General features: G+C 61.9%; 24 protein-coding genes. 17 read left to right on the top strand and 7 right to left on the bottom strand.

Annotated features, from left to right (window positions below):
- Positions 1–10 precede the first annotated feature (10 nt).
- Positions 11–403 carry a DUF3054 domain-containing protein gene (locus BSP239C_RS16460; RefSeq protein WP_101574445.1) on the bottom strand — a complete coding sequence of 131 codons (393 nt, stop codon included), beginning with the start codon at positions 401–403 and terminating at the stop codon, positions 11–13.
- Positions 404–435: 32 nt separating this feature from the next.
- On the opposite strand from BSP239C_RS16460, the gene dop reads away from it, so the two are divergent.
- The 7 genes from dop (at position 436) to BSP239C_RS16425 (ending at position 6531) form a co-directional block, all read left to right on the top strand.
- A complete protein-coding gene (dop, locus tag BSP239C_RS16455; protein WP_101574444.1) occupies positions 436–1977 on the top strand; it encodes a depupylase/deamidase Dop in 1542 nt (513 codons plus the stop codon).
- Entirely contained in the window at positions 1974–2165 is a 192-nt protein-coding gene (locus BSP239C_RS16450; RefSeq protein ID WP_101574443.1) for a ubiquitin-like protein Pup, read from the top strand. Before dop ends, BSP239C_RS16450 begins: the two co-directional genes overlap by 4 nt.
- Before the next feature lies 1 nt (position 2166).
- Positions 2167–2967: a proteasome subunit beta gene (gene prcB / locus BSP239C_RS16445; RefSeq protein WP_101574442.1), complete on the top strand. Its 801-nt coding sequence runs from the start codon at positions 2167–2169 to the stop codon at positions 2965–2967.
- A 22-nt stretch (positions 2968–2989) separates the two neighbouring features.
- Positions 2990–3679 carry a proteasome subunit alpha gene (gene prcA / locus BSP239C_RS16440; protein WP_101574441.1) on the top strand — a complete coding sequence of 230 codons (690 nt, stop codon included), beginning with the start codon at positions 2990–2992 and terminating at the stop codon, positions 3677–3679.
- Positions 3679–5082 (top strand): Pup--protein ligase, encoded by a 1404-nt coding sequence (gene pafA / locus BSP239C_RS16435; RefSeq protein WP_219618918.1) that lies wholly within the window; start codon positions 3679–3681, stop codon positions 5080–5082. Before prcA ends, pafA begins: the two co-directional genes overlap by 1 nt.
- A gap of 36 nt (positions 5083–5118) precedes the next feature.
- On the top strand, positions 5119–6075 hold the full coding sequence (locus BSP239C_RS16430) for an FKBP-type peptidyl-prolyl cis-trans isomerase (protein WP_257930254.1): 957 nt from the start codon (positions 5119–5121) through the stop codon (positions 6073–6075).
- A gap of 81 nt (positions 6076–6156) precedes the next feature.
- Positions 6157–6531, top strand: coding sequence for an FKBP-type peptidyl-prolyl cis-trans isomerase (locus BSP239C_RS16425; protein ID WP_101574439.1), 375 nt, complete (start codon positions 6157–6159; stop codon positions 6529–6531).
- A gap of 50 nt (positions 6532–6581) precedes the next feature.
- Here BSP239C_RS16425 and BSP239C_RS16420 read toward each other — a convergent pair whose 3' ends face one another.
- Positions 6582–7706 (bottom strand): DUF3866 family protein, encoded by a 1125-nt coding sequence (locus tag BSP239C_RS16420; RefSeq protein ID WP_101574438.1) that lies wholly within the window; start codon positions 7704–7706, stop codon positions 6582–6584.
- 40 nt (positions 7707–7746) lie between these two features.
- Between BSP239C_RS16420 and BSP239C_RS16415 the strand changes: the two genes are divergently transcribed.
- The 5 genes from BSP239C_RS16415 to BSP239C_RS16395 all read left to right on the top strand — a co-directional run bounded on the left by BSP239C_RS16415 (position 7747) and on the right by BSP239C_RS16395 (position 13576).
- A complete protein-coding gene (locus BSP239C_RS16415) occupies positions 7747–8769 on the top strand; it encodes a YafY family protein (RefSeq protein ID WP_257930253.1) in 1023 nt (340 codons plus the stop codon).
- On the top strand, positions 8753–9640 hold the full coding sequence (locus BSP239C_RS16410) for a WYL domain-containing protein (RefSeq protein ID WP_101574436.1): 888 nt from the start codon (positions 8753–8755) through the stop codon (positions 9638–9640). The genes BSP239C_RS16415 and BSP239C_RS16410 overlap by 17 nt, the downstream gene beginning before the upstream one ends.
- Before the next feature lie 99 nt (positions 9641–9739).
- Complete coding sequence (gene tatA, locus BSP239C_RS16405; RefSeq protein ID WP_101574435.1) at positions 9740–10021, top strand: Sec-independent protein translocase subunit TatA; 282 nt, start codon at positions 9740–9742, stop codon at positions 10019–10021.
- Positions 10018–10845 (top strand): twin-arginine translocase subunit TatC, encoded by an 828-nt coding sequence (tatC, locus tag BSP239C_RS16400; protein WP_374701042.1) that lies wholly within the window; start codon positions 10018–10020, stop codon positions 10843–10845. The genes tatA and tatC overlap by 4 nt, the downstream gene beginning before the upstream one ends.
- 7 nt (positions 10846–10852) lie before the next feature.
- The gene (locus tag BSP239C_RS16395; protein WP_101574433.1) at positions 10853–13576 is read left to right on the top strand and encodes an RNA helicase; all 2724 of its coding nucleotides are present in this window, start codon (positions 10853–10855) and stop codon (positions 13574–13576) included.
- A gap of 100 nt (positions 13577–13676) precedes the next feature.
- Here BSP239C_RS16395 and secA2 read toward each other — a convergent pair whose 3' ends face one another.
- Complete coding sequence (secA2, locus tag BSP239C_RS16390; protein ID WP_101574432.1) at positions 13677–15938, bottom strand: accessory Sec system translocase SecA2; 2262 nt, start codon at positions 15936–15938, stop codon at positions 13677–13679.
- Positions 15939–15980: 42 nt separating this feature from the next.
- Positions 15981–17678, bottom strand: a complete 1698-nt coding sequence (locus BSP239C_RS16385; RefSeq protein WP_257930252.1) for a 5'-3' exonuclease H3TH domain-containing protein — start codon at positions 17676–17678, stop codon at positions 15981–15983.
- A gap of 77 nt (positions 17679–17755) precedes the next feature.
- On the opposite strand from BSP239C_RS16385, the gene BSP239C_RS16380 reads away from it, so the two are divergent.
- Positions 17756–18709 (top strand): metal-dependent hydrolase, encoded by a 954-nt coding sequence (locus BSP239C_RS16380; RefSeq protein ID WP_101574430.1) that lies wholly within the window; start codon positions 17756–17758, stop codon positions 18707–18709.
- 283 nt (positions 18710–18992) lie between these two features.
- Positions 18993–19766: a polyprenol monophosphomannose synthase gene (locus BSP239C_RS16375; RefSeq protein ID WP_101574429.1), complete on the top strand. Its 774-nt coding sequence runs from the start codon at positions 18993–18995 to the stop codon at positions 19764–19766.
- Positions 19767–19926: 160 nt separating this feature from the next.
- Here the strand turns inward: BSP239C_RS16375 and BSP239C_RS16370 are convergent, their stop codons facing one another.
- Together BSP239C_RS16370 and BSP239C_RS16365 are read right to left on the bottom strand one after the other, a co-directional pair.
- Positions 19927–20268, bottom strand: coding sequence for an RNA polymerase-binding protein RbpA (locus BSP239C_RS16370; RefSeq protein ID WP_101574428.1), 342 nt, complete (start codon positions 20266–20268; stop codon positions 19927–19929).
- A gap of 77 nt (positions 20269–20345) precedes the next feature.
- The gene (locus BSP239C_RS16365) at positions 20346–21089 is read right to left on the bottom strand and encodes a glycerophosphodiester phosphodiesterase family protein (RefSeq protein WP_101574427.1); all 744 of its coding nucleotides are present in this window, start codon (positions 21087–21089) and stop codon (positions 20346–20348) included.
- A 55-nt stretch (positions 21090–21144) separates the two neighbouring features.
- Between BSP239C_RS16365 and BSP239C_RS16360 the strand changes: the two genes are divergently transcribed.
- The gene (locus tag BSP239C_RS16360; RefSeq protein WP_226830508.1) at positions 21145–21468 is read left to right on the top strand and encodes a hypothetical protein; all 324 of its coding nucleotides are present in this window, start codon (positions 21145–21147) and stop codon (positions 21466–21468) included.
- 139 nt (positions 21469–21607) lie between these two features.
- Positions 21608–22453 carry a septal ring lytic transglycosylase RlpA family protein gene (locus BSP239C_RS16355; protein WP_257930251.1) on the top strand — a complete coding sequence of 282 codons (846 nt, stop codon included), beginning with the start codon at positions 21608–21610 and terminating at the stop codon, positions 22451–22453.
- A 16-nt stretch (positions 22454–22469) separates the two neighbouring features.
- Here BSP239C_RS16355 and BSP239C_RS16350 read toward each other — a convergent pair whose 3' ends face one another.
- Entirely contained in the window at positions 22470–23426 is a 957-nt protein-coding gene (locus BSP239C_RS16350) for a YafY family protein (protein ID WP_257930250.1), read from the bottom strand.
- A gap of 64 nt (positions 23427–23490) precedes the next feature.
- Between BSP239C_RS16350 and BSP239C_RS16345 the strand changes: the two genes are divergently transcribed.
- A complete protein-coding gene (locus BSP239C_RS16345) occupies positions 23491–24462 on the top strand; it encodes an SDR family oxidoreductase (RefSeq protein WP_101574467.1) in 972 nt (323 codons plus the stop codon).
- Positions 24463–24526: the final 64 nt, after the last annotated feature.

Here is a 24526-nt window from a genome sequence, read left to right as displayed (position 1 = left end):
GAGATGGTGCTCAGCGGCGGCGTCGACGAGCAGTGCTGCCGCCGCCGGTCACTGCTGTGGCGATGATGCGCCAACCGACCAAGGTGATGAGGTTGAGGCTCGCGGCGACGATGACGAATGGTCCAGCGGTGCCCTCACCTGTCAGAGCGCGAATCACGAGTCCGAGCAGGACGGTGATCGCCCACACCGCGGTCCCCGTGGCCAAAGGAGAGATCGGGCGGTCCCAGACCGCCGAGAGAAGCCAAGCGATGCCGAGCCCGGCCAGGAACGGCCACGCTGTGGTCATGAGACCCTGGAGTTCGAAATTATGAGAATGTGTGTAATGACCGATGATGGTGAATAGGACGACCAGGACGAGGTCGACGGTCAACGCGATCGGGAGATGAGATTTCTTTGCAGCCACGTCCCCGAGTCTAAACGTTAGAGGGAGTACAGATGCTCAGTGTCCACCGTGTCATGGGTTCAGAAACCGAGTTCGGACTGAGCCAGCCCGGCAATCCGGGAGCGAACCCGATGCGTGACTCGGCGCGCGTCGTCGACGCCTATGCAGGACCACGCGGACTAAAGTCGTCACAGAACTTCTGGGACTTCGCTACCGAATCACCCCTGGCCGATGCACGCGGCTTCTTCATGAACGTCGCCGACGCCGACATCTCCCAGCTCACCCACATGCCCCAGGAATCCGTGGAAGCACAGTACCTGGCCAACGTCGTGACCGAGAACGGTGCCCGCTACTACGTCGATCATGCCCACCCCGAGTACTCATCACCGGAAGTGCTGACTCCGCGCGATCTCGTCACCTACGACAGGGCTGGAGATCTGGTGGCCTTGGCCTCGGTGCGCAGTCTGGAAACAACGGATGAACCCGTCAACCTCTACAAGAACAACACCGATTCGAAGGGATCGTCCTACGGCACCCACGAGAACTATCTCGTCGACCGCGGTGTTGCTTTCGATGACCTCGTCGCCGGTCTGATCCCCTTCTTCGTCAGCAGACAGATCCTCTGTGGATCCGGACGAGTGGGCATCGGACGCGAAGGCGAGACCGCCGGCTTCCAGATCTCCTCGCGTGCTGACTTCTTCGAAGCAGAGGTCGGGCTCGAGACCACTCTGCGCCGACCGATCGTCAACACCCGAGACGAACCCCACGCCGATCCTGCCAAATATCGTCGACTGCACGTCATCATCGGCGATGCCACCATGGCCGAACCGGCCACCCTCGTCCGATTCGGCTCCACCTCTCTGGTGCTCGGACTCATCGAGGCGGGTATCGTGCCCACACTCGAACTCGCCGACCCGATGCAGGCACTGTGGGATGTCAGCCACGACCTGAGCTTGAGCACGAAACTGCCCATGTCCGACGGCACCACGATGACCGCACTCGAGATCCAGAACACGTACTACGCGGCCTGCCTCGAACATGCCGGAGACGACGCGGACACCACCGAGGTTCTGCGCGAATGGAAAAGACTCCTCGACGGTTTGGCCACCGACCCACGCAGCCTCTCGGACTCCATCGACTGGATCGCTAAATGGGTCCTGCTCGAAGGCTACCGGCAGAAGGAGAACCTTGACTGGGATCACCCGAAGCTTGCGCTCATCGACGTCCAATATCACGATGTCCGCCCCGAGAAGGGCCTGTTCTACAAGCTTGAGAAGGCCGGACGGATTCGCCGGATGACCACCGAAGCTGAGGTGGAGAACGCGGTCGTGTCTGCGCCCGACGGAACCCGGGCCTACCTCAGATCCTTGGCGGTGACCCGGTTCTCGGACTCACTGGTCGCAGCCAGCTGGGACTCGCTAGTCCTCGACGCCGGCGAATACGGAATCGTGCGACTTCCGATGAGTGAACCGCTCAAGGGCAACCGTGAACTCCTCGCAGACAGACTGGCCCAAGTGCACGACGCACAGGGACTGCTGCAGGCGCTGGGAGTGGATAGACTGAAAAAGACGAACGATGAAAGAGGTGCGCAATGAGTTCGCAGGAACAGGTTCAGAAAGACCATTCGGCTGGCGGGGGAGAACCACCCGTTGAACCGCCGGAGGCTGTGCAAGGACAGATCAACACCCAGAACGTGGATTCGATCCTCGATGAGATCGACGGAGTCCTCGAATCCAACGCAGAGGAGTTCGTGCGCAACTTCGTCCAGAAGGGCGGCCAATGAGATGTCAGGATTCTCTCCTGCATTTCTGAGTTCGACGAGCAACTCGTTCGTCGAACTCGCCCGCGCCGTGGCTCCAGAGTCGCTGCCGACAACGGTCGGGCATGACCTGGGGAATCACGTTCCGGAGGGGACGACGATCATCTGTTTCCGCACTGCCGCGGGCATCCTCATGGCAGGGGACCGGCGTGCCACGATCGGGAGCATGATCGCCTCCCACTCCATGGAGAAGGTGCGATCTGCCGACGATTTCTCGGTCATCGGCATTGCCGGCACCGCTGGGCTCGCGCTCGATCTCATCCGCCTCTACCAACTCGAACTCGAACACTACGAGAAGATCGAGGGCGCCCGCCTGTCTCTGGGCGGCAAGGCCAACCGTTTGGCGTCGATGCTGCGCGGAAACCTGAACCTGGCCATGCAGGGCCTCTCGGTCGTTCCGCTCTTCGCGGGTGTCGACGAGGCGACCCCGGCCGGGCAGATCTTCAGTTTCGATGTCACCGGCGGAAAATATGAGGAGCACCGATTCCATTCGATCGGATCCGGGTCCGGCTACGCCCGTGGGGCGCTGAAGAAGCTATGGCAGCCCGACCTCGACTCCGACGCCGCGGTGTCGGTAGCCGTTGAAGCACTCTTCGATGCCTCCGATGATGATTCGGCCACTGGCGGCCCCGATTTCGTTCGGCAGATCGCACCGACGATCTTCACCGTCGACCTGGAACACGGCGTCGTCGAGATCCCCTCCGCTTCCGTGATGTCGGTGGCCACCGCAGTAGTCGACCGGCGGAGAAGGAAAGCACAGGCATGACCGTCATGAATGAGGCACTCACATGAGCCAGGCACCGTTCTACGTCTCACCCGAACAGCTGATGAAGGACCGCGCCGACTTCGCCCGCAAAGGCATCGCCCGGGGCCGGTCGGTCGTGGTTCTGCGCTACGACGAAGGCATCCTCATGCTGGCGGAGAACCCGTCACCGACGCTGCATAAGATCGCCGAGATCTACGACCGCATCGGCTTCGCCGCAGTCGGGAAATACAACGAATTCGAGACGATGCGCCAAGCCGGTGTGAGGTATGCGGACCTGCGCGGGTACTCCTATCACCGCAGTGATGTCACGGCACGGGGGCTGACGAACGCCTACGCGCAGACACTGGCCGGGGTCTTCACCACCGAGGCGAAACCCTTCGAAGTCGAACTCGTCATCGCCGAACTCGGGCTCACCGCCGATGCCGATCAGCTCTATCGGCTCAGCTATGACGGTTCTGTCATGGATGAGACCGAACATGTGGCAATCGGGGGACAGGCTGATGACATCACCGCAGCATTGCAGGACCTGTCGACCTCGGTGCTGCCGCTGTCAGAGGTCTTTGACCATGGTGTGCGCGCTCTTGCCACCGCAACAGCCGCGACACTGCCGACGAAAGACCTCGAAGCGGCCGTGCTCGACAGGAACGCCAGCGGTCACCGCACTTTCAAACGACTCAGCGACGCTATGATGGCGCAGCTGCGGGAGGACTGATGGCCAGAATCTACGGCCTCGAAACCGAATACGGGCTCGCGCATTCCGCCGGGGAGCACGACCGTCGCATCGGCCCGGAAGAGATCGCACGCTATCTGTTCCGACCCATCGTCGAGTGGGGACGCTCCTCCAACGTGTTCCTGCCCAACGGGTCAAGGCTCTACCTCGACGTGGGTTCACACCCCGAATACGCCACCGCGGAATGCGACAATTTGACCGACCTGCTCACCCAAGATCGGGCGGGGGAGTCCCTGATGATCGATCTGCTGGGACAGGCCCAGACAAGCATCGAAGCCGATGGACTCGGTGGACGAATCCATATGGTCAAGAACAACACCGACGCGGCCGGGAACTCCTACGGCTCCCACGAGAATTTCCTCATCCGCCGCAATCTCGACTTCAATCGCCTGACCACGGTTCTGCTGCCGTTCCTCGTCTCACGCCAGCTGATGGTGGGCGCGGGCGCCATCATCCCCGCACAGTCCTCATTCAAACCGGATGACGAAGCGAATCGCTCAGACATGATGTTCGGCCTCTCGGCACGATCAGATGTGATGTGGGAAGGACTCTCATCGGCCACGACACGGTCGCGTCCGATCATCAACGCCAGGGACGAACCTCACGCCGATGCGGAGAAGTACCGCCGTCTCCACGTCATCGTCGGTGATTCCTCGATGTCGACAGCCACCTCGGCGCTCAAGATCGGATCGGCCGTGCTCATGCTCGACCTCATCGAACAGGGCGCACGAATCCCCGAACACGGTCTGCGCCACCCAGTGCGCGACATCCGCCTCGTCGCCAGGGACCTCACCGGTTCGGTGCCGCTCGAGCGCACGGACGGGACGACGATCACACCGCTGAACCTGCTCGCCGACTACCGTGACCGCGCGCAGGTCCTCGTGCAGAAGGGCGACCACAGCCTCGGCGACGACGGGATGGCCGACTACGTCATCGACCTGTGGACCCGGATGCTCGACGCGGTGGCCGCCCAGGATTTCTCCGCAGTCGATCAGGAGATCGACTGGGTGATGAAGAAGGCCCTCATCGATCGGGCGTTGGCGCGTGGCATCGATGACCTCACGGACCCCCGGATCTCTCGCCTCGACATCGCCTATCACGACATCACACCTGACACCGGCCTGTTCCCCAAGCTGGAACGGACCGGAATGGCGAAGAACCTGGTCTCGTCGGAAGCACGGGAGAAGGCCAAAGACGTGCCACCGGCGAGCACTCGGGCAGCCATCCGCGGCGAATTCGTCCGGGCCGCCCATGCCGCACGCCGGGACTACACCGTCGACTGGGTGCATCTGAGACTCAACGATGAATCCGGTCGCGCCGTGGCGCTGAAGAATCCCTTCGAGCCCACGCACCCACAGGCCGAAGCTCTCATCGCAGGCCTGTAAGATCTCACTGATCTGGTCTTGAACGAAAGGAACCACGTGCGCACCAAAGTGCTCGCCGTCATCGCGGCCGCCACACTGCTGCTGTCCGCCTGCGGACAGGGCGAGGAGGCCAAGGACACGAACAGTGCCCCACCTTCCGTCTCGGCCAAGGACGCGAAGTCGACCAGCCTCGACGACGTCACAGTCGAAGGCAAGATCGGACAGAAACCGAAAGTCAGCTTCGAGGCGCCCCTGGTCGTGGACAAGACCGGGAAGTCCGTCATCAAAGAGGGCAAAGGCGACAAGGTCGCCGACGGTGAGCAGGTCACCGCGCAGATGACTTTGGTCTCAGGCACAACCGGCAAACAGATCGAATCGAGCTACGATTCGAAGTCACCGGCCGGGTTCCCGATGGACAAGAGCCAGATCTCGGAGCAGCTCTACGATGCGCTCCTGGACACGAAGGTCGGATCACGTGTGCTCATGTCGCTCAACGGCAGCGCACAAGAGGGGCAGCCCGCGCAGACCCTCGTCTACGTCATCGACATTGAGAAGACCACGAAGCCCTTGGCCCACGCCGAGGGCAAGAAGGTCGACCAGTCGAAGAACCCCGTGACGGTCAAATGGGCCGACAACGGTGAACCTTCGATCTCGAAGCCCAAGGGCAAGGCCCCGAAGGAACTCGAAACGTATACGACGATCGAGGGTGACGGGCCGAAGGTCAAGGAAGGCCAGAGCGTGGCCGTGCACTACTCCGGTTGGCTCTGGGACGACAATTCGAAGTACTTCGACTCAAGCTGGCAGGATGATCGCGGACCCTTCGCCGTTGACCCAGTCGGTGAGGCTGGAGTCATCGAAGGGTGGAACGAAGGTCTTGTCGGGGCAAAGGTCGGCAGCCAGATCGTGCTCGTCGTGCCACCGGACAAGGGATACGGAGAACAGGGCAGCCCGCCGAGCATTCCCGGCAACGCCACCCTCGTCTTCGTCATCGACGTCCTCTCAGCCCAGGGTTGAGGAAGTCTCGGCCTTTGGTTGAGCAAGTCTTGGCCGGTGGCTGAAGACACACACCATAGAACTACGACATAAGGAGACACCATGAGCAAGCAGAAACCAGTCGTCGACTTCCCCGGAACCGAGGCTCCGACCGAGCTCGTCATCGTTGATGACATCATCGGTGACGGCGTCGAGGCGGGCCCCGGCCATACCGTGAGCGTGAACTACGTGGGCATCGCCCACTCAACCGGTGAAGAGTTCGACGCCTCCTACAACCGTGGCACCCCGCTCGAATTCCGCCTCGGCTCCGGCATGGTCATCTCCGGCTGGGACCAGGGCATCCAGGGCATGAAGGTCGGTGGCCGGCGCACCCTGCAGATCCCACCTCACCTGGCCTACGGTGACCAGGGAGCCGGCGGCGTCATCAAACCCGGCGAGTCCCTGATCTTCGTCTGCGATCTGGAGGATGTGCGCTGAGACACAGTCACACTGCGCTGACACGCAAACTGTGAATCGGCTGCCGAGACTCAGATCTCGGCAGCCATTCTGCCCGCCGCGGCGGCAGCGAGAAACGCTGCCGCATCGGCGGGCAGTTTTCGTCCCATCGTCGACAGACCCACCGGTGAGGACTTCAAACCGGCCCATAGGCCCTCGAGGCTGACGTCGACCTGATCGTGCATGTGCAGCAGCGACATCTGCGCGGCAGCGACCTCAACCACCACGGAAGGGTCGGGTTCCATCTCACGACGGTCCGCCTCGGCGAGGGTGGAGAAGTCTGGGACCGGGATCGTCATTCCGGGACGAGCGATCTCGGTCAGAGACGTCAGAGAATGATGCGAGATGCCGAAATGCCTGCCACGGGCATCGGCATTGGACATGCGCAGGACACCCATCGGGGTGCCACCCAGCAGAGCGGCCGCATTGAGGTGCTCACCGGTGACGAGACCCGAATAGCCATATTTGGTTCCAGTCCCCAGATTTCCCGGACCCTGCGCGACGATGGCGATATCGGCACCGAGGACATGTCTGGCGGCGAGCAGACCCGTGTGAATCGTCACAGCCTCAAGATCGGCGCCCCAGGATTGACCGGTGCTGATGGTGCCGTGCAGCCAGCCTGCGTCCTTGAGTCCAGCTGCTGCCTGAGAGAAGCTGGCCGGCAGAGCTGCACCGTCGCTGAGGACATAGGCGATGTGCAGCTCGGGGTTGACCGCACGGACGCCGGCGATGATGGCTGGCAGAGCCGAATGCAGATCCGCCGCCAGCACAGGCATCCCACCCAGAGACTCTTCCCGAGCGAGGGTCTCATGGTGTTCCGACTCCTGATCGTCGACACCGAGGACCATCGTCTGCAGAGGGGAGTAACGGTCCTTGACCAGATGCCCTGGCCCCTCTGGGGGGTCGGCCGGCAGCGCATCGGGCAGAGCCACCACGAGACCGAATCCGCCTGTGCCAAGACGTTTGGCCAGCGCCGAAACGTTGAGCAGGACGATATCTCCGATCTGCGGGTCTCCGACCGCCTCCGTATAGGCGACGGCCTTGATATGTGTGATCGTCGTGCCCGGCAATGCCTGGTCAATATCGGCCTCGACCTCTGTGTATCCTGGCCGGGTGGAGCGAATCGTGGTCACGGTTCCTCTGCGCCAATGAATCATGGTCCTAAGACTATCGCCCGCATTAGGTTACGGTGGAATTGTGAATACACCCCGCCCCAGCAGACAGAGGCAGCAGACCGAGCGTCTGATGAACTTGCTGATCGCTCTCAGAGCCGCCCGCGGATGGGTCTCCCGGAAGACTCTGATGAGCGCCATCGACGGTTATGCGGGCCTCGACGACATCGCCTTCGACCGCAAATTCTCCCGCGACAAGGAGCTCCTGCGGCATATGGGGATCACGATCGCCACCCGCGCTGAACATGACGCCTACTCGGATGTCGGCGAGACGGGCTACCGGATCTCTGCCGACGACTACGCGATGGACGATGTTGAGCTCACCCCATCCGAGGCCGCAGCGGTAGCCGTGGCCGCTCAGTTCTGGTCCGACACCGAACTCGGCGAGTCCAGCGCACAGGCGCTGACGAAGCTGCGGGCATTGGGCATCGATCTCACCGAGGCGGGCCCAGGGCATGTCGAAGAGAATCAGGGACCTGCGGCACGCAAGCTCGGCAGTGCGAACTTCGCCACTGCGCTCCACCACATCAACGCTCGCGAGGCGATCAGCTTCAAGTACCACAAGCCCGGACAGAACCCTCGCAAGGTCAAGCTGGAACCCTATGCGCTGCTCAGCCGTGGAGACCGGGTCTACCTGCTGGGACACGACATCGACCGCGAAGCCGAACGCACCTTCAGACTCTCTCGCGTCGAGGGTAAGATCACGAAGCTCGGCGGGCGGGACCCCGGGGACTATGACATTCCCACCGACTTCGCACCGCATGTGGCGCTGAACTCGAGTACGGAGATGGCTGTCGTCGCCGAGGCGAAGCTGCGCATCCGTGCCCACCGTGCGGACCCGCTGCGCAGACGTCAGGTCCGCACAGAAGATGACTGCGTGGTCATCGAGTTCACCGATACGGCGTCTTTGGCAGCGGAGATCGTGAGCTTCGGCACCGCCGTCGAGGTGCTTGCCCCTGCAGAACTGGCACAGGCCGTCGAGGACCGACGTGAGACGGTCCGAGTCTCCCTCGAACGACTTGGAGGCCGCAATGTCCTCAGCGCGTGAACGACTCACCAGGCTGCTCAGCCTGGTGCCCTACCTCGACGCCCATCCAGGTGCTGACCTCGAAGAGACAGCCTCCTATTTCAACATCGATTCGGACACGCTCATCGATGACCTGCAGCTCCTCTTCGTGACAGGTCGCCCCGGACACATGCCCGATGACCTCATCGACGCCACCTGGGAGGGTGGCAAGATCTACATTTCCAACGCCGAGGAGGTCTCCGTCCCGGTCCGTCTCAGCGCGGAGGAAGCAGGCGTCCTTGTCCTGGCCCTTGAGCTCATCGACACCCTGCCGGGGCTCGACACCGAGGCTGTGCGGACGGCGGCACAGAAACTGCGACTAGCTGCGGGGGAGAACCTCCACACACCGGTCGAGGTCAGCCCCATTCCCGCGGACGAAGACCTCATGACGTTCCTCAAGCACGCGATCGACACGGAAGCAGCGATCGAGATCGACTACTACGTCGGTTCCCGAGATGAACTGACACGGCGGACCATTGCCCCCAGCAAGCTGGTTCCGGGGGCCGACTGGTACCTGGACGCCTGGTGCTACGGCGCGCAGGCTCCACGCCGATTCGCGCTGAGCAGCATCCGCTCCTGGTCACCGGCCGCACATCCGCCGCTGGCCGTGAGCAACAAGCAGTCGAACACCCACGAAGTCACCATGACTCTGTCCGCGGCCGGTGCATGGCTCGCGGATGAACTTGAGCTGAGCGAGCGTGAATACCTCACCAACGGGGAACCAAATGTGCGAATCAGATTCCTTGTGCACTCCGTGGACTGGCTGAGTCGGTTCCTGCTGTGCCACGCCGACGTCATCACCGACATCGACGACAGCGAAGCGGTCGAAGCCGCGCTGACACGGCTGGGCTGAGTCTGGACTTCGCACAGGGGTCTGGCCGTGGCGCGAGGATGAAAGGCACAGCCACACAGCGTAGAATCTTTCAGAGCAGACAATAGTCAAGGAGTCCCCATGAAACCGAGTTTCGTGCAGATCGCGATCGTCATCCTCATCATCGTGATCATTTTCGGCGCACCCAAGCTGCCGGCGTTGGCCAGAAGCCTTGGTCAGTCGATGAAGATCTTCAAAGCAGAGGTCAAGGATCTCCGTGATGACGATGAGCCCAAGAAGACGGAACCGGGCGAGCTCAACCGCGAAGCCACCGAAAACAACACCTCGTCGACCGCCGAGGCTACCCGAAAGCCTGAGCAGCCTGCGCAGGAAAAGCAGGATCCGCAGTCTCACGAGAAGTGAAAGAGCAAAACGACCGGCAGTCGTCTTCGGCACGGAGGAAGAACCCCGAACGGAAGATGCCCGTCGTCGGGCACCTCATCGAACTCCGGAATCGTGCCCTTGTCGCGGCGATCGCGATCGCCCTCGGCGCCGTCGCCGGATGGTTCCTCTATGATCCGGTCCTCGACATCCTGCAGGAACCGATCCGCAGCATCCGTGCCTCCGGCGACCGAACCGCTGAGATCAATTTCGCCGGAGTCGCCTCACCGTTTGATCTGAAGATCAAACTGTCGTTCTTCATCGGCATCTTTCTGTCCTGCCCGATCTGGCTCTATGAAATCTGGGCATTCATAGTGCCTGGACTGACGAAGAAGGAGAAGCTGTACTCCGTCGGTTTCCTCGGTGCAGCCATTCCGCTGTTCCTCGCGGGTTCGACGATGGCCTTCTTCGCCCTTCCCAACGCTGTCAAAGCACTGACGTCATTCACCCCAGCTGGCGGCACGAACATCATCCCTGCCCAGGACTACCTGAGCTTCGTGATGGTCATCATCGTGGTCTTCGGTCTGGCATTCGTCCTTCCGGTGCTCATGGTCGGGCTCAACATGATGGGAATCCTCTCAGCGGTCAGGATCCAGAAGTCCTGGCGGATCATCGTGATGCTCGTTTTCCTGTTTGCCGCCATTGCCACCCCCACTCCCGACGCGATGTCGATGTTCTTCCTTGTGATCCCGATGATGACGCTCTTCTGTTTGGCGTGGGTGATCTGCGTATTCAACGATAGGAGACGCAAGAAGCGCCTCATCGCACAAGGCCTGTGGGTCGACCCCGACGAACCGATTGACTGAGAGAAGCATGACTGAATCCTCGAGCCCGGCCGAACCTTCGGCAGATGCGAAGCCGCTGAGCCCTTCGGCCGCCTATGCCGACTATCGGGACAGGACGAAGAAGGCGCAGACTCCCTTGGGCCGATTCTCAGCCAGAACAGACTTCGAGCTCGACGACTTCCAGCTCGAAGCCTGCACACAGCTGCAGGAAGGCAAAGACGTCCTCGTCACGGCACCCACAGGTGCTGGCAAGACCCTGATCGCGGAATTCGCCGTTGAACTGGCCAGGGACGAAGGCAAGCGAGTCTTCTACACCACGCCGATCAAGGCACTGAGCAACCAGAAGTTCAATGACCTCATGGATGTTCACGGTGTGGAGAACGTCGGGCTGCTCACGGGTGACACCTCGATCCGACGCGATGCGCCGATCATCGTGATGACGACAGAAGTCCTGCGCAACATGCTCTACAACGACCTGTCGGGACTCGCCGACCTCGGGTTCGTCGTCCTTGACGAGGTGCACTATCTGGCCGACCGTTTCCGCGGACCCGTCTGGGAAGAAGTGATCATCCACCTGCCGGATCGGGTGCAGATGGTGTCCCTGTCTGCGACCGTATCCAACGTCGAGGAGTTCGGTGCCTGGCTGCGCGAGGTGCGCGGACCCACAACCGTCATCTCCACCACTCATCGCCCGGTCCCGCTGGTCAACCATGTCCTCGTCGGCCACCGCATGTACGATCTCTTCACCCATCACGACTCCGAACGGATCGATCCAGCCCTCAACCACGCGACCCGGACCCATGGTGGTCCCCGCTCGCGGCGTGAGCGAGCCACCCGAGCGCGCTTCCGCAGGCCCAGCCGCACTCAGGTCGTGTCCTCCCTGGCAGAGACCGGCATGCTGCCGGCGATCATGTTCATCTTCTCCCGCAATGCCTGCGACGAGGCGGTGGAACAGTATCTGGCCTCCGGCTATGACCTGAACTCCCGCGAAGAGAAGGTCATCATCAATGCAGCACTCGAGAGGCTGCGCGATGAGCTCGCCAGCGAGGACCTCGGCATTCTCGGATTCCATTCGTTCCGGGAAGGTCTGCTGCTGGGAGTCGCCGCCCACCACGCCGGAATGATCCCGCAGTTCAAGCAGCTCGTCGAGGAACTCTTCTCCCAGGGGATCATCAAGGTCGTCTTCGCCACGGAGACTCTGGCCTTGGGCATCAACATGCCTGCCCGCACAGTCGTCCTGGAGAAGCTGGTGAAGTTCAACGGTGAGGCCCACGTATCGATCACGCCGGGGGAGTACACCCAGCTGACGGGCCGAGCCGGGCGCCGCGGCATTGACAAGATCGGGCATTCCGTCGTCGTCTGGCACCCCAGCCTCGAGGTCAATGAGATCGCGGGGCTGGCCTCCAACCGTTCGTATGCGCTAAACTCCGCGTTCGGACCCACCTACAACATGACGGCGAATCTGCTGTCGAGAATGAGTTCTGCCGAGGCCGCGAAGGTCCTCGAGACCTCTTTTGCACAGTTCCAGGCCGACAAGGCCGTCGTGGGGCTGGCGAAGAAGGTGCGGAAGAACGAAACAACGATCGCAGCCTATGAGAAGTCGATGCAGTGCGAGCTCGGCGACTTCGCCGAATACGCGCGTCTGCGGCAGGCCATCAGCGACGCCGAGAAGCAGGAGACACGCACCAAGTCGAAGAACCGGCAGCGCGAGATCGTCGAGTCGCTGAGCGCACTCAAGGTCGGCGATGTCGTCACCCTGCCTGCGAAACGCGTTGAGGGCACTGCCGTCATCATTGCACCCATGAGCTCCCGCGATGGAGAATCACGCCTGCCGACGGTGCTCACCGAGCAGGGGAAGGTCTGGCATCTGCGCCCCCATGAGGTGACAGAGCCGCTGGCAGCACAGGGCCGGGTGCGTGTGCCGAAGAAATTCAATCACAGGCAGGCAGGGGACCGCAGGCAGCTGCTGGGCATCCTTAACGACGCCAAACACGACGGCAAGGTCGATTCGCAGGCGCAGTGGCAATCCTCATCCGGTGCCTCCGGTATCAGCTCGAGCGTGTCCGAGATGACCGCGCAGCTGCGCGCTCATCCCTGTCACGACTGCCCGGACCGCGAGATGCACGCCAGGTGGGCCAGCCGAGCGGCCAAACTGGTCAAGGAGAACGATTCGCTCATCGCCCGGATCGAAGGACGAACCACGTCGATCGCTCTCGTGTTCGAACGTGTTCAAGACGTGCTGCGCACACTCGGCTTCGATCCCGAGCAGTCGGACATGCTGCGTCGCATCTATGGCGAACGGGACCTGCTCGTAGCGCTGACCATTCGGGCCGGGCTGTGGGACAACCTCGTCGAACCTGAGCTCGCGGGATTCGCCTCATGCTTCGTCTTCCAGTCCCGACGCGGTGACACCCTGCATCCTGAACGGGCCCCAAGCCGCGACCTCAAAGTCAACGGTGATGAGGCAGTGACGATCTGGCGCAAACTGTTCCAACTTGAGGAGCAGCACGCCCTGTCAACGACGCAGGAACCCGACCGGGGGCTGTTCAAACCGATGTATCGGTGGACCGAAGGCAAGAACCTCGCAGACTCCCTTCGCGGCACAGACATCGCTGCCGGAGACTTCGTACGGTGGGCCAAACAGAGCCTTGACCTACTCGGTCAGGTTGCCGAGGTCGCCGAACTGGAGACCGCTGTGCGTATCCGTCGCACCATCGAAGCCATCCGCCGCGGAGTCGTCGCAGACTCCTGAGCAGCAGTTCGCCTACGGTGCTGGGCAATCGAGCAACCGGGCATTGGGCAACCGAGAATCTGGGCCCGCCTTCGGAGATGGAGGCGGGCCCAGGAACTTCTCAGCGCTTGACCTTCTTGACGATGTTCTCGATGTCGGAGCCGAATGCGCTCTCCGTGGTCAGATAGGTCCACGTCGACGACGGCCGCTTGAGGCCGTGGGATTCCAGGTCGATTCCGGTATCCGTAAACTCCGCCTCTTCGACCGTCGACGCCGAATCTTCGATGACGTCTGACCAGAATGAGGAGAAGACGCGGATCGACTCCGTATTGAACGCCTCGTGGGGTTTTTCACGTGCGAAGGTGCGCAGATGGATACCCTCACGCAGATCGTTGAGGAAGGCGAGATGATCGACCCAGCGGGCGTCGAGATGGAAGAGCATCACTTCGCGCAGCGTGGCGTCGACAAGTTCCTGTGAGTGCTCGGCCGACAGGTCCGTCGCCACATCGCCCAGGCGTTCCTTTAGCTCGTTGATGGCCTCGTCATCGTCACGCAGCTCCTTGCGTCGGGACAGGACGAGGTCACGTTGCTTGGCCATGAGTTCGTTGAACTTCCAGGTGTCGCGGTGCAGAGCTGTGTTCTGGCCTTCGGCCACGCGCTGAGCGTGTTCGACGAGGCCCAGTGCACGCTTCGATTCGATCCACCCGGTCTCGTCACCTTCGGAGACGAAGCGTTGGATCTCCGGCACACGAGTCAAGAGCTCGTCTTCGAGGCTGGTGAAGAACACAGAGGTCCCAGGGTCACCCTGACGTCCGGCGCGCCCACGCAGCTGGTCATCAAGGCGTGAGGACAGGTAACGTCCGGCGCCGATGACCAGCAGGCCGCCGGACTCGGCGACGCTGTCGTCGGCCAGGCGGATATCGGTGCCGCGTCCGGCCATCTGGGTCGAGACTGTGACGGCTCCGGGGGCGCCGGCGGCAGCGATGACGTCGGCTTCAAGAGAGTCGTCTTTGGCGTTGAGGACCGTGACGTCGATGCCGCGTTCGATGAGCCGTGCCGCCAGTGACTCACTCTCTGCCACCGAGGACGTCCCGATGAGCACGGGACGATCATTGGCGTGGTTCTCGGCGACCTCGTCGACGATCGCGCGTTCCTTGGACTCCTGATAGGTGTAGAGCCGGTCGGGTTCGTCGACTCGGATGACAGGTAGGTGCGTGTCGACTGGCACGATCTCAAGGTTGTAGAACTCACGTAGGTCATCGCCGACAGCCAGCGCGGTGCCGGTCATTCCGCAGACGGTCTCGTAGCCGTGGATGAGTTCTTCGACGGTCATCTGGTCAAGGATTTCACCGCTCTCGGTGGTGCCCACACCCTCTTTCGCCTCAACCGCAGCCTGCAGTCCGTCAGGCCAACGCTGGAGTTCGGCCACACGCCCACGGGAGGCTGAGATGAGCTTGACCCGTCCATCGACGACAAGATAGTCGACATCACGATTGACCAAGGACTTCGCATACAGGGCCAGGTTGACTGCGGCGAGATTGGACGCGTCTTCACCGAAGAGCTCGTCTTCGAGTTCGGCCTCGACGTGATTGATTCCTTCGTCGGTCAGCGAGACGGCCTGATGATCCTGGCTGACTTCGTAATCGACACCAGGCTCCAGCGTCTCGACAAGTGCCGCGATCGCAGCATTGGCGTCTTCGACGCTGGCAGATCCAGCGAGGACGAGTGGGACACGGGCCTCGTCGATGAGTACCGAGTCAGCCTCGTCGACGATGACGACATCACGCTCAGGGACGCGGATCTGGGCGTCGTCAGTGACGAAACGATCGCGCAGCACGTCGAAGCCGACTTCCGTCACGGAAGCATAGAGCACCTCAGCGCCATAGGCTTCGCGGCGCTCGGTCTCACTCTGAGTTCCGGAGATCGATGCTGACTTCACACCCAGGAGATCGAAGAGAGGCTTCATCCACGTGCGGTCGCGGACAGCCAGATAGTCGTTGACGCTGACGACGTGGACTCGGCGACCCTGCAGAGCGTAACCGGCGGCGGCGAGAGCACCGACGAGGGTCTTACCCTCACCCGTGGCCATCTGCACGACATTCGCCTGCAGGAGCCCGACGAGGCCCTTGATCTGCGTGTCATAGGCACGCTCGTCGAGGGCCCGTTCGGCAGCTTCGCGGGCCAGCGCACAGTAGCGAACGAGGTTGTCCTGCACCGAGCCTGAGGTGAAGATATCGGCAGCGGCCTCGGTCAGCTCGTTGTCATCCAACTCCGCATACTCACGACTCGCGGTCGCCAGATCGTCGGCGGCCTTATCGAACCACCCCGTGGCTTTGTCAGCCTGAGCACCAGGTCGGTTGAGCAGTCGTGAAAAGAAACCCATTATCGTCCTTTGTCGAGTGATGGTCGCAGTTGATTCTATCGTTCAGGCCATGGGCCAGGAACCATCGACGATGGCATCGGCGTTGCCCTTTCGGCGTAACCACGACTGCAGGTCAGCGGCTTGGGCGCGTTTCCAATCGCCCTGGGCGGCCATGATCTCGTCCCGAGTCAGGCTCGCGATCTCCTTCGAGTTCTCGGCCAACGCTCGGGAAATGTCCAGGGCGGCAAGGGCGTCCGCAGCCGCATCGTGGGCATCGAGCAGCGTCACCTTCCACCGTTTGGCCGTCTCAGTCAGAGTCCTTTTGCCGCGACGGAACTGCTCGACGCGTTTGTCCAGAACAAAGGTGTCGACGATCGTCGGCAGCAGGCCCGCAAGATCGATGTGAGGCTGATGACGCTTGACCTCGGCCGCCATGACACTGAGGTCATAGACGATGTTGTGGCCGACGACCACGGCACCATCGGCTTTTAGATCGGCCAGGACAGTGCAGAGTTCGGCGACCACGTCTGCCACGGGAGCACCGTTGGCCTGGGCGAATTCGGTGGTGATTCCGTGAACGGCCCGGGCAGGTTCGGGTATCTCGACTCCCGGATCGGCCAGCCAAGTGCGTGAGTCCTCAGCGGATTCGACGAATGCAGCGGTCACGATTCTGGCAGTCGATGGGTCGACTCCGGTAGTCTCCAGATCGAATCCGACCAGACGAGACTGCGACCACGAATCGGCAGAGACCGGTCCCGGAGGCGGCGCGGTCGGCGAATCTGCACCAGATGTCTGAGCTGAAGCGGGTGCGCTGGTGCCAGTGGGGTGACTGTCGGCACCGGACTCCGTGTCGGCACTGCCGAGAGCAGCAATGAGATTGTCGACCGAGCGACGGATGTTCTGGCCGCGAGCAGCCGCCTCGACCGCAATGCGATCGAGCTCGCCCGGAACGGATTCGAGGTCGAGTCCATGAGCGACATCGGTCAGACAGCGCATGACCTCGATGGTCTTGTGCAGATTCTCTTCTTCTTCGATCAGAGTGGTGGCTCGCTTGGGGCTGAGACCACCCGTCTTCACTCCCGCCTTCGCAGCTTTGATGATCGACTCGAAGGAACCGAAGTTCGATAGCAACGTTGCAGCGGTCTTCTCGCCGATCCCAGGGGCACCAGGCAACCCGTCCGAGGGATCACCGCGCATCGCGGCGAGCTCACGGTACCGGGTTCCATCCGGCACACCGTAGGCTTCGGGCAGATCGGCCTGCGTGATGGCCTCCCACTCGCCGCCCTTGCGCGGGCGGAGCACGCTGACGTCCGTGGTGGTGTCGATGAGGGCGAGAAGGTCACGGTCCGGGGAGACGATGACCACCGGGGTACGGGACTGGGCGGCCATGGTCGCGATCACATCGTCGGCCTCGGTGCCATCCACCTCGGCGATGGGGATTCCGGCAGCACGAAGGACGCGAGTCATGATCGGCAGCTGCACAGCCAGTTCGGGTGGGATCTCAGTGCCTGCTTCGGCGTCCTTGACCCGGGCTGCTTTGTATTCGGGCATGATCGCGGTGCGAAAGGCCGGCCGCCAATCGGCGTCCATAGTCGCCACGACTCGTGGGGAGTCGAAGCGGCGGATCATCTGCGCGATCGCATCGAGGACGCCGCGCACGGCGTTGACCGGCTGACCTTCGTCGTTGACGATCGAATCGGGAACCGAATAGAAGGCACGGTAGTACAGGGCGGGCGTGTCGATCAGAACCAAGGGCTTCACACTCGATGACGATACCCGACACCACTGACTCGAGTGCAAAGACAGTCTGAGAGAGGTGTAGCCTGTCGGCTGTGACTATGTACTTTGGTGGAGATGTATACAGCAGTGTCGACCCCTTTGCGACTGCCTTGGGCACGAAGGACGGAAAGGTCTCGTTCATCGGCTCCGATGAAGCCGCATTGGCTGCAGAACCCGACGCAATCAACCTTGACGGTGACTTCCTCACCCCCGGTTTCGTCCACGGGGGATTGACTCTTGGGGACAGCGTGCCCGGCGGGGACCGTCTTCTCGAGTCCGGTTTCACCCACGTCCACGTCCTCGGTGGCGCCGAGGCAGTGGCAGACTTCCGTGCCCGCGCACCGCAGGGGCTGAGGGTCATCGGGTATCCCGAGTTCAGTTCCGAAGCCGGTCCCGCGTCGGATACGGACGCCGAGCGAGCAAGTATCGCCGCCGCGGATTTCCTGGCCCTCGATACGATGCCGGAAACGTCCCTGTACATCCAGGTCGAGTCGAACCGCCGCCTCGGCGAGGTCCTCGACCGGGTGCGCGAACATGCAGCACTTGCACAGCGCAATGGATATCGTCTGCTGTTGAATTTCAGCGTCGACGATGATTTCGTCACACCGTTGGGTTACTCCGGCATTGCGATCACCCTCGACCCCGCACAGCCGCAGCCTCTGGCGCAGCTGCTGTCGGCAGGGGCCCAGGTGTCGTGGACCGACTCCCAGGAATCTCCGTGGGCCGCCGTGCGTTCTGCCGTCGTCGGTGAGAACGGAATCGGAGCGCGCGCGGCGTTCAACGCAGGCACCCGGTTCGCTCATCGGGCCGCCGGCAACCCAGATGGGGGAGTCCTCGCGCCCGGAGCTGAGGCGGACCTCGTGCGGTGGCAGGTCGATCGACTCGTGGTTCAGGTCGCAGATGAACGCGTAGCCGCGTGGAGCACCGATCCGCGCTCGGGCACCCCCGGCCTGCCGGAACTTTCACCCGAGGTTGCACTGCCGACACGGATCGCAACCGTCGGGGATGCTTAGAACCCATATGCACGGCACCTCTCGGTGACGTTCGAAGGAGTCAAGGCGACACGCCGAAGGCTAAGTATTTTCAACATTCTGCCTTGCGTCTGACCTGGAGATTTGAGCATAACCCCAGGTCAGAGCGATTTTGCAAAGACCGCGGCAGGTACTAGATTCGTGGTTGGCATTCCACAGCAGCTGGGATGGAGCCGGCACTCTCGTCATTAGATAACTCGTTTCCCAACGTGGTCCGAAGGCGTGAGTGTCGGCTCATATATTTCACACCGCGCGGCGTATCGTAGTGGCCGTGGTTTCTAAGACTCTGGTGGTCATCCCGACCTACAACGAACGACTCGCTCTGCCCGTGACGCTGTCCGGGCTGTTTGAGAATCAGCCTGACGTCGACGTTCTCGTCGTCGATGACGGCTCGCCCGATGGCACCGGTGACTGGGTTGCTGAGCAGGCACGCACAGATCCACGTCTGCATGTTTTGCACCGCAGCGAGAAATCCGGTCTGGGCATGGCCTACATCGCTGGATTCGAATGGGCTCTGGAGCGCGACTACGACATCATCTGCGAATTCGATGCTGACGGATCCCACCGCCCATTGGACCTCGGGCAGCTCTTGGCAGTCGCCCAGGCGGGGCATGCCGATCTCGTCATCGGTTCACGATGGGTCAGGGGCGGGGCGATCGTCGATTGGCCTCGTTCACGATTCTTCCTCTCCCGCGGTGCCAACATCTACGTCAACGCAATGATGGGTCTCGGAGTCAAGGATGCGACGGCCGGATTCCGTGCGTATTCGCGCGAGGTACTGAAGAACCTGGACCTCTCGGGCGTGCAGTCTCAGGGATACTGTTTTCAGATCGACATGACCTACCGCACCGTCGAAGCCGGATTCCGGGTGGCAGAGGTTCCCATCGTCTTCGTCGAACGTGAACTGGGGGAGTCGAAGATGAGTGGGTCGATCATCTCCGAGGCCTTCACCAAAGTGGCCAGCTGGGGCCTGGCGCGCCGCGGACGACAGGCTCGAGGCGTGCTCGAACGCCTCACCGCGCGCAGACCGGCCGCCTGAGGGCTGATTCACCTTCGGGCGCTGTTGGCAGGTCGAACAGGCTGAAGGAGCCCAGCAGCAGACACGACACAGGGGCAGACATGAAGGCGGGATGCAGGTCATCGGACCTGCACCCCGCCTTCATGCTCAGGTGCGCTGTTGTGATTGAGTGCAGAGGCTCTCAGACCTGTGCAGGTACCTCACCACGGCGAACAGCGAGTCGCTCGTCGAGCAGGACCTGAAGTTCGTCGAAGGACCGGCGCTCGAGCAGCATGTCCCAGTGGGACCGCACGTGCTTGCCTGGCTCACCATCGGGTTCGTTCACGCCGACACGAGTGCCGACGCCGTGGATGCCCGAATCCCAGGTGGAGGGCACGTCGGCTTCGATCGAGAAAGGAACCTTGAACCTGGTTCCGTCTTCGCACTCGAATTCGACCATTTGGCGAGGTGCCGGTTCGACTCCCTCTTCCGTTTCCAGGCTGCGTGAGCCCAACTGTGTTCCGCGGAGACTGCGTTCGCTCATATCTCTCTCACCTTCCGACTCGACTGCAGACGTCTCATACGAAGGAACAGTCTACCGTCTGTGCCTATTCCCGACACTCAGGTCCATGCCGCGAGCTCATCCAGGCCCTTTGGGACGTCATCTGTGACGATGCCATCGACGCCGAGGCTCAGGAGTTGGCGCATAGAAGCGGCATCATTGATGGTCCACACGTGCACCAGCAGTCCAACCTCGTGGGCGCGGGAGACGAACCCTGCCGTTACGACGGGCAGGCCCTTGAATGACATCGGCACCTGCAGAGCATCGAGGCCCACAGGCAGAGGGCACGGTCCGGCAGGGGCCACACCCGGTAGGCTGCCGGCGGCAAACAGTGCGGATTCCTGCACTCCGGTCGATGTGCGAACGCCGGGCAGCGCCTCTCGCAGTCTGCGCAGAGTCGAAGACGAGAATGAGGCGAGCCGGAGTCGGTCCTCGGAGTGGGTGCCGCGGATAGTGCGGATCATCGGTGCGATGCTGTGGGGCGCCTTGACATCGATGTTCCACGCCGCCTCGGGAAGTGACTCGAAGAGAGTCGTCAGTCGAGGCAGATGGCCTCCTGCAAGGAGTTCGATCGAGTCGAGTTCAGCTGCCTTGAGATCGCGGATGCTGTGCGGACGGCCGGCGATGCGGTCGAGATCGGCATCATGTGCTGCGAACAGGATGCCGTCGGCGGAGGCGTGGACGTCGGTCTCCATCCAGTGCACCCCTGCCCGATGGGCGGAAGTGAATGCTTCGAGCGTGTTCTCACTCATGCCGGGCCATTGACCGCCTCTGTGGGCGATGATTTCTGGCTGAGAATTCATGATCCAATCCTATGTTGCTGTTGACCTTGCGGTCGGGGTCGACAACTATGGAGATATGAGCCGAACACAAGATCCGATCGAACCTGATTACGTCATCGATTCCACGAAGAGGACACCAACGGAGAAGGTGCGATCGGCTGCCACCAGGGCCTACGGTGCTGCCAGCAGCGGTGTGAAGAACGCCCGCGAGGCGACGAAGGGGTCGCGCCTCATCGAGGCAACCGAGACAAACGTGAAGAAGGCGCTGGGCAATGTCTCCCACGCGATCGACGATGCCGTGCGCAGCGGGAAAGTCGAACGCGCTTTCGACAAGGCCCAGGAGTCTGTGACCACTGGCGCCGATGGCATGCGCAGACTGGTCACACGCAAGTCCAAGTGACCTGATACTCACCGATGCGGCACGCTCATTGAGCGCGCCGCATTGCTTTTGTAACAGTTTCTTAACTAGACTGTGGCCAGGTAACGATCCGATAACTTGGAGTCGGTGTTGAGGTGGCCTCAACCTTAGAGACTCTTGGTTGCCGATAACACCGGCCACTGACTACGAGGACTTCACTGTGGGAAAACACTCTTCACCCCGTTCGGCAACGACGGGTTCGCTCTTCTCTGCGCTCAAACCGGCGAAGAAGAAGCCCGGACGGCATTCGCCGCAACGAGCCCATGCCGCTGCGAACACCGCCGGGGGAGTGTTGGCATCGGTACGCTCACGCCCGGTCCTCTCTGCTTTCATCGTTCCCACGGCCGCGACTTTCGCAGTCGTCGCTTCCAGCATGGCGATGGTCCCCGACAACACAGGCGGTGACCAACAGGTCGTTGCCGAAACTCCAATAGTCGCGGATGCCGAAGTGACGCAGGCCCCGGACGACTTCCTGGCGAAAGCGAAGAAGCAGGCCAAGGAGAAGCCGGCCGAGATCTCTCTCGAGTCCAAAACCGAGACCCCAAGCCCGACGCCATCAGAAACCGCGTCGAAGGACTCGGCGACAAAGGACTCTGCCAGCGGTGACTCAGGGTCGAAGAAGTCGACGCCCGATGCCAACGACGAACCGTCGAAGTCCGGCGAGTCTGCCGGTGAGTCCGGTTCCTGCCCCATGTCGTACTACGGCGGTGGAGACGGATTCGATGGCGAGCAGACCGCAAACGGCGAGCGCTTCGACACCAACAAGCTGACCGCAGCGCATAAGACACTGCCTTTCGGCTCGAAGGTCAAGATCACCAACACCGCCAATGGAAAATCCGTGACCGTGCGCATCAATGACCGTGGACCCTACCATGGCAGCCGTTGCATCGACCTGTCCAAGGCAGCCATGGAGGCTGTCGGCGGAGTCGGAGCCGGACAGATCAACGGCAAATACGAGGTTCAGTAAACGTCGTTCTGATTCCTCAGAGGCCGTTGCATACAGCAGTGTGACGTGCCTGCTCGCGCAGCGCCGTACGGATTTCCAGCGGTGATATCACCTCGACCCCGCGAATGGTGATCAGCTGCGATACGGCGACATCCAATGGCTCCATCGGCAGGTCGACGACAATTTCTTCCTCTGCTGAGGAGACACCATCTGCGATTGAGGCGGCCTCGATCGCCTCGTCCGTGATTTGACCGGGAATCGCACGTCGCAGATCGCCGAGGCTGTCGCTGGACACCCGCAGCTTTACCGTCACAGAACGGATCGAACGGTCGAAGTCGATCTGAGACCTCGCCCAGTAGTCGCCGAGGTGGAAGCCCGGCGGGCGTGAGACTGAGACGTAGTGCAGTCTGATCTCAGTGATGCGCGAGACCCGGTAGGTCCGTGGCCTGCCACCAGGTGGCTGCGCGGCCAGATACCACCGCCCTGCCTTGACGACGAGTCCCAATGGTATGACGGTGCGAATCAGGCAATCACTGCCGCTTGCGTAGTCGATTCGCAGACCCCGGTGCGAACGCAGCGCCGCCACGATGACCGAAAGCTCCTCCGGACGCTCGTGTGTCATGAACCAATCGGGCCCGTCGATGAGCACATCCGATGAGAAGACTGAATCCGTCTCGGAGAGGATCTTCTCCCGTGCGGTCGCCAGCTCCCCGGAGTAGCCGAGATCAGCCGCAGCGAAACCTCCGATGAGCACGGAATCCAGCTCATCACGGGTCATCCCCGACAGGGGAGAGGTCCAGGACCCGAGCAGACTGATACCACCGCCCGGTCCGGACTCCGTCACGACGGGGACCCCTATACGAGACAGATCACCGAGATCGCGATAGACGGTGCGCTGCGTGACCTCGAGGCGAGCCGCCAGACGTGCAGCAGTGATGGGCACCGTCCGCGCACTGAGGATGACGATCTCGGAGACCAAGCGTGCTGCCTTCATAACCACCAAGAATAATCATGGACACTGACATAGCATGTCAGTGATTGCACGAGACGGTGTCACCATGACTTCTCGCAACGCATCGACAGCATCCCAGTTCGCTCCTCTCAACCAGCAGTCACTCACTGACCGAGTCGCTCTCGTCGCCGGCGCCACACGCGGTGCCGGACGTGCCATCGCCCGGGATCTCGCCCAAGCCGGTGCCTTCGTGTACTGCACTGGTCGGTCAACCTCGAGGCGGCCCTCCGACTACGGCCGGAGCGAAACCATCGAGGGCACTGCCGAACTGATACGCGCAGAGGGCGGCCGCGCTGAGGCGATCGTCTGCGATCACCTGCAACTGCCGATGATCGACGAGGTGATCCGGCGGATCGATGAGCAGCACGGACGACTCGACATTCTGCTCAACGACATCGGGGGAGAGGCCTATGTCTCCTGGGGCGAGAAATTCTGGAACACCGACTTCGAATCCGGAATGCGGCTGGTGAATGCAGGACTGATCACGCATCTGAACACGGCGCACGCCGCCTTGCCGCTGCTCACTCGCAGACCCGGAGGTCTGCACATCGAGATCACCGATGGAACGGACGAGTTCAATGCTTCGCACTACCGGGAGAGCATCTATCTCGATCTGACGAAGACCGGAGTCAGCCGACTGGCATTCGGGCTCGGCCACGAACTCGCGGAATCTGGGTGCACAGCTGTAGCGATCACCCCCGGCTGGTTGAGATCGGAGATGATGCTCGAGCTCTTCGACACGACCGAGCAGAGCTGGCTCGAGGATTCCCTCGACCCGACACGTGAGCTGCCGCCTGCAGATTTCGCGATCTCGGAGACTCCGCAATTTCTGGGACGAACGCTCGTGGCACTCGCATCCGATCCCGACCGACACCGCTTCAATACGAGAACCCTCAACAGCTGCGAATTGGGCGATCTCTATGACATCGACGATATCGATGGTTCCCGGCCGGATTCTTGGGCGTTCATGGCAGCCAAGGAGGCCGACTCGGGCGCGGACGCACGTGACTACCGCTGAAACCGATTTCGCACCGCCGCAGGCGATCCTGAACCCGCCTTGGCAGGCTGATGTTCCCTGGCTA

It is taken from the genome of Brevibacterium sp. 239c, from assembly GCF_900169365.1.
GTDB lineage: Bacteria > Actinomycetota > Actinomycetes > Actinomycetales > Brevibacteriaceae > Brevibacterium.
The sequence above is the reverse complement of the archived record's forward strand: the minus strand, read 5'-3'. Positions and strand labels throughout refer to the sequence as shown.

Excerpts from the sequence above, each read along its gene's own strand:
- dop (WP_101574444.1), top strand. The coding sequence starts at position 436 with ATGCTCAGTGTCCACCGTGTCATGGGTTCAGAAACCGAGTTCGGACTG.
- BSP239C_RS16450 (WP_101574443.1), top strand. The coding sequence starts at position 1,974 with ATGAGTTCGCAGGAACAGGTTCAGAAAGACCATTCGGCTGGCGGGGGA.
- prcB (WP_101574442.1), top strand. The coding sequence starts at position 2,167 with ATGTCAGGATTCTCTCCTGCATTTCTGAGTTCGACGAGCAACTCGTTC.
- prcA (WP_101574441.1), top strand. The coding sequence starts at position 2,990 with ATGAGCCAGGCACCGTTCTACGTCTCACCCGAACAGCTGATGAAGGAC.
- pafA (WP_219618918.1), top strand. The coding sequence starts at position 3,679 with ATGGCCAGAATCTACGGCCTCGAAACCGAATACGGGCTCGCGCATTCC.
- BSP239C_RS16425 (WP_101574439.1), top strand. The coding sequence starts at position 6,157 with ATGAGCAAGCAGAAACCAGTCGTCGACTTCCCCGGAACCGAGGCTCCG.
- BSP239C_RS16420 (WP_101574438.1), bottom strand. The coding sequence starts at position 7,706 with ATGATTCATTGGCGCAGAGGAACCGTGACCACGATTCGCTCCACCCGG.
- BSP239C_RS16410 (WP_101574436.1), top strand. The coding sequence starts at position 8,753 with ATGTCCTCAGCGCGTGAACGACTCACCAGGCTGCTCAGCCTGGTGCCC.
- tatA (WP_101574435.1), top strand. The coding sequence starts at position 9,740 with ATGAAACCGAGTTTCGTGCAGATCGCGATCGTCATCCTCATCATCGTG.
- BSP239C_RS16395 (WP_101574433.1), top strand. The coding sequence starts at position 10,853 with ATGACTGAATCCTCGAGCCCGGCCGAACCTTCGGCAGATGCGAAGCCG.
- secA2 (WP_101574432.1), bottom strand. The coding sequence starts at position 15,938 with ATGGGTTTCTTTTCACGACTGCTCAACCGACCTGGTGCTCAGGCTGAC.
- BSP239C_RS16380 (WP_101574430.1), top strand. The coding sequence starts at position 17,756 with ATGTACTTTGGTGGAGATGTATACAGCAGTGTCGACCCCTTTGCGACT.
- BSP239C_RS16370 (WP_101574428.1), bottom strand. The coding sequence starts at position 20,268 with ATGAGCGAACGCAGTCTCCGCGGAACACAGTTGGGCTCACGCAGCCTG.
- BSP239C_RS16365 (WP_101574427.1), bottom strand. The coding sequence starts at position 21,089 with ATGAATTCTCAGCCAGAAATCATCGCCCACAGAGGCGGTCAATGGCCC.
- BSP239C_RS16360 (WP_226830508.1), top strand. The coding sequence starts at position 21,145 with ATGAGCCGAACACAAGATCCGATCGAACCTGATTACGTCATCGATTCC.
- BSP239C_RS16350 (WP_257930250.1), bottom strand. The coding sequence starts at position 23,426 with ATGAAGGCAGCACGCTTGGTCTCCGAGATCGTCATCCTCAGTGCGCGG.
- BSP239C_RS16345 (WP_101574467.1), top strand. The coding sequence starts at position 23,491 with ATGACTTCTCGCAACGCATCGACAGCATCCCAGTTCGCTCCTCTCAAC.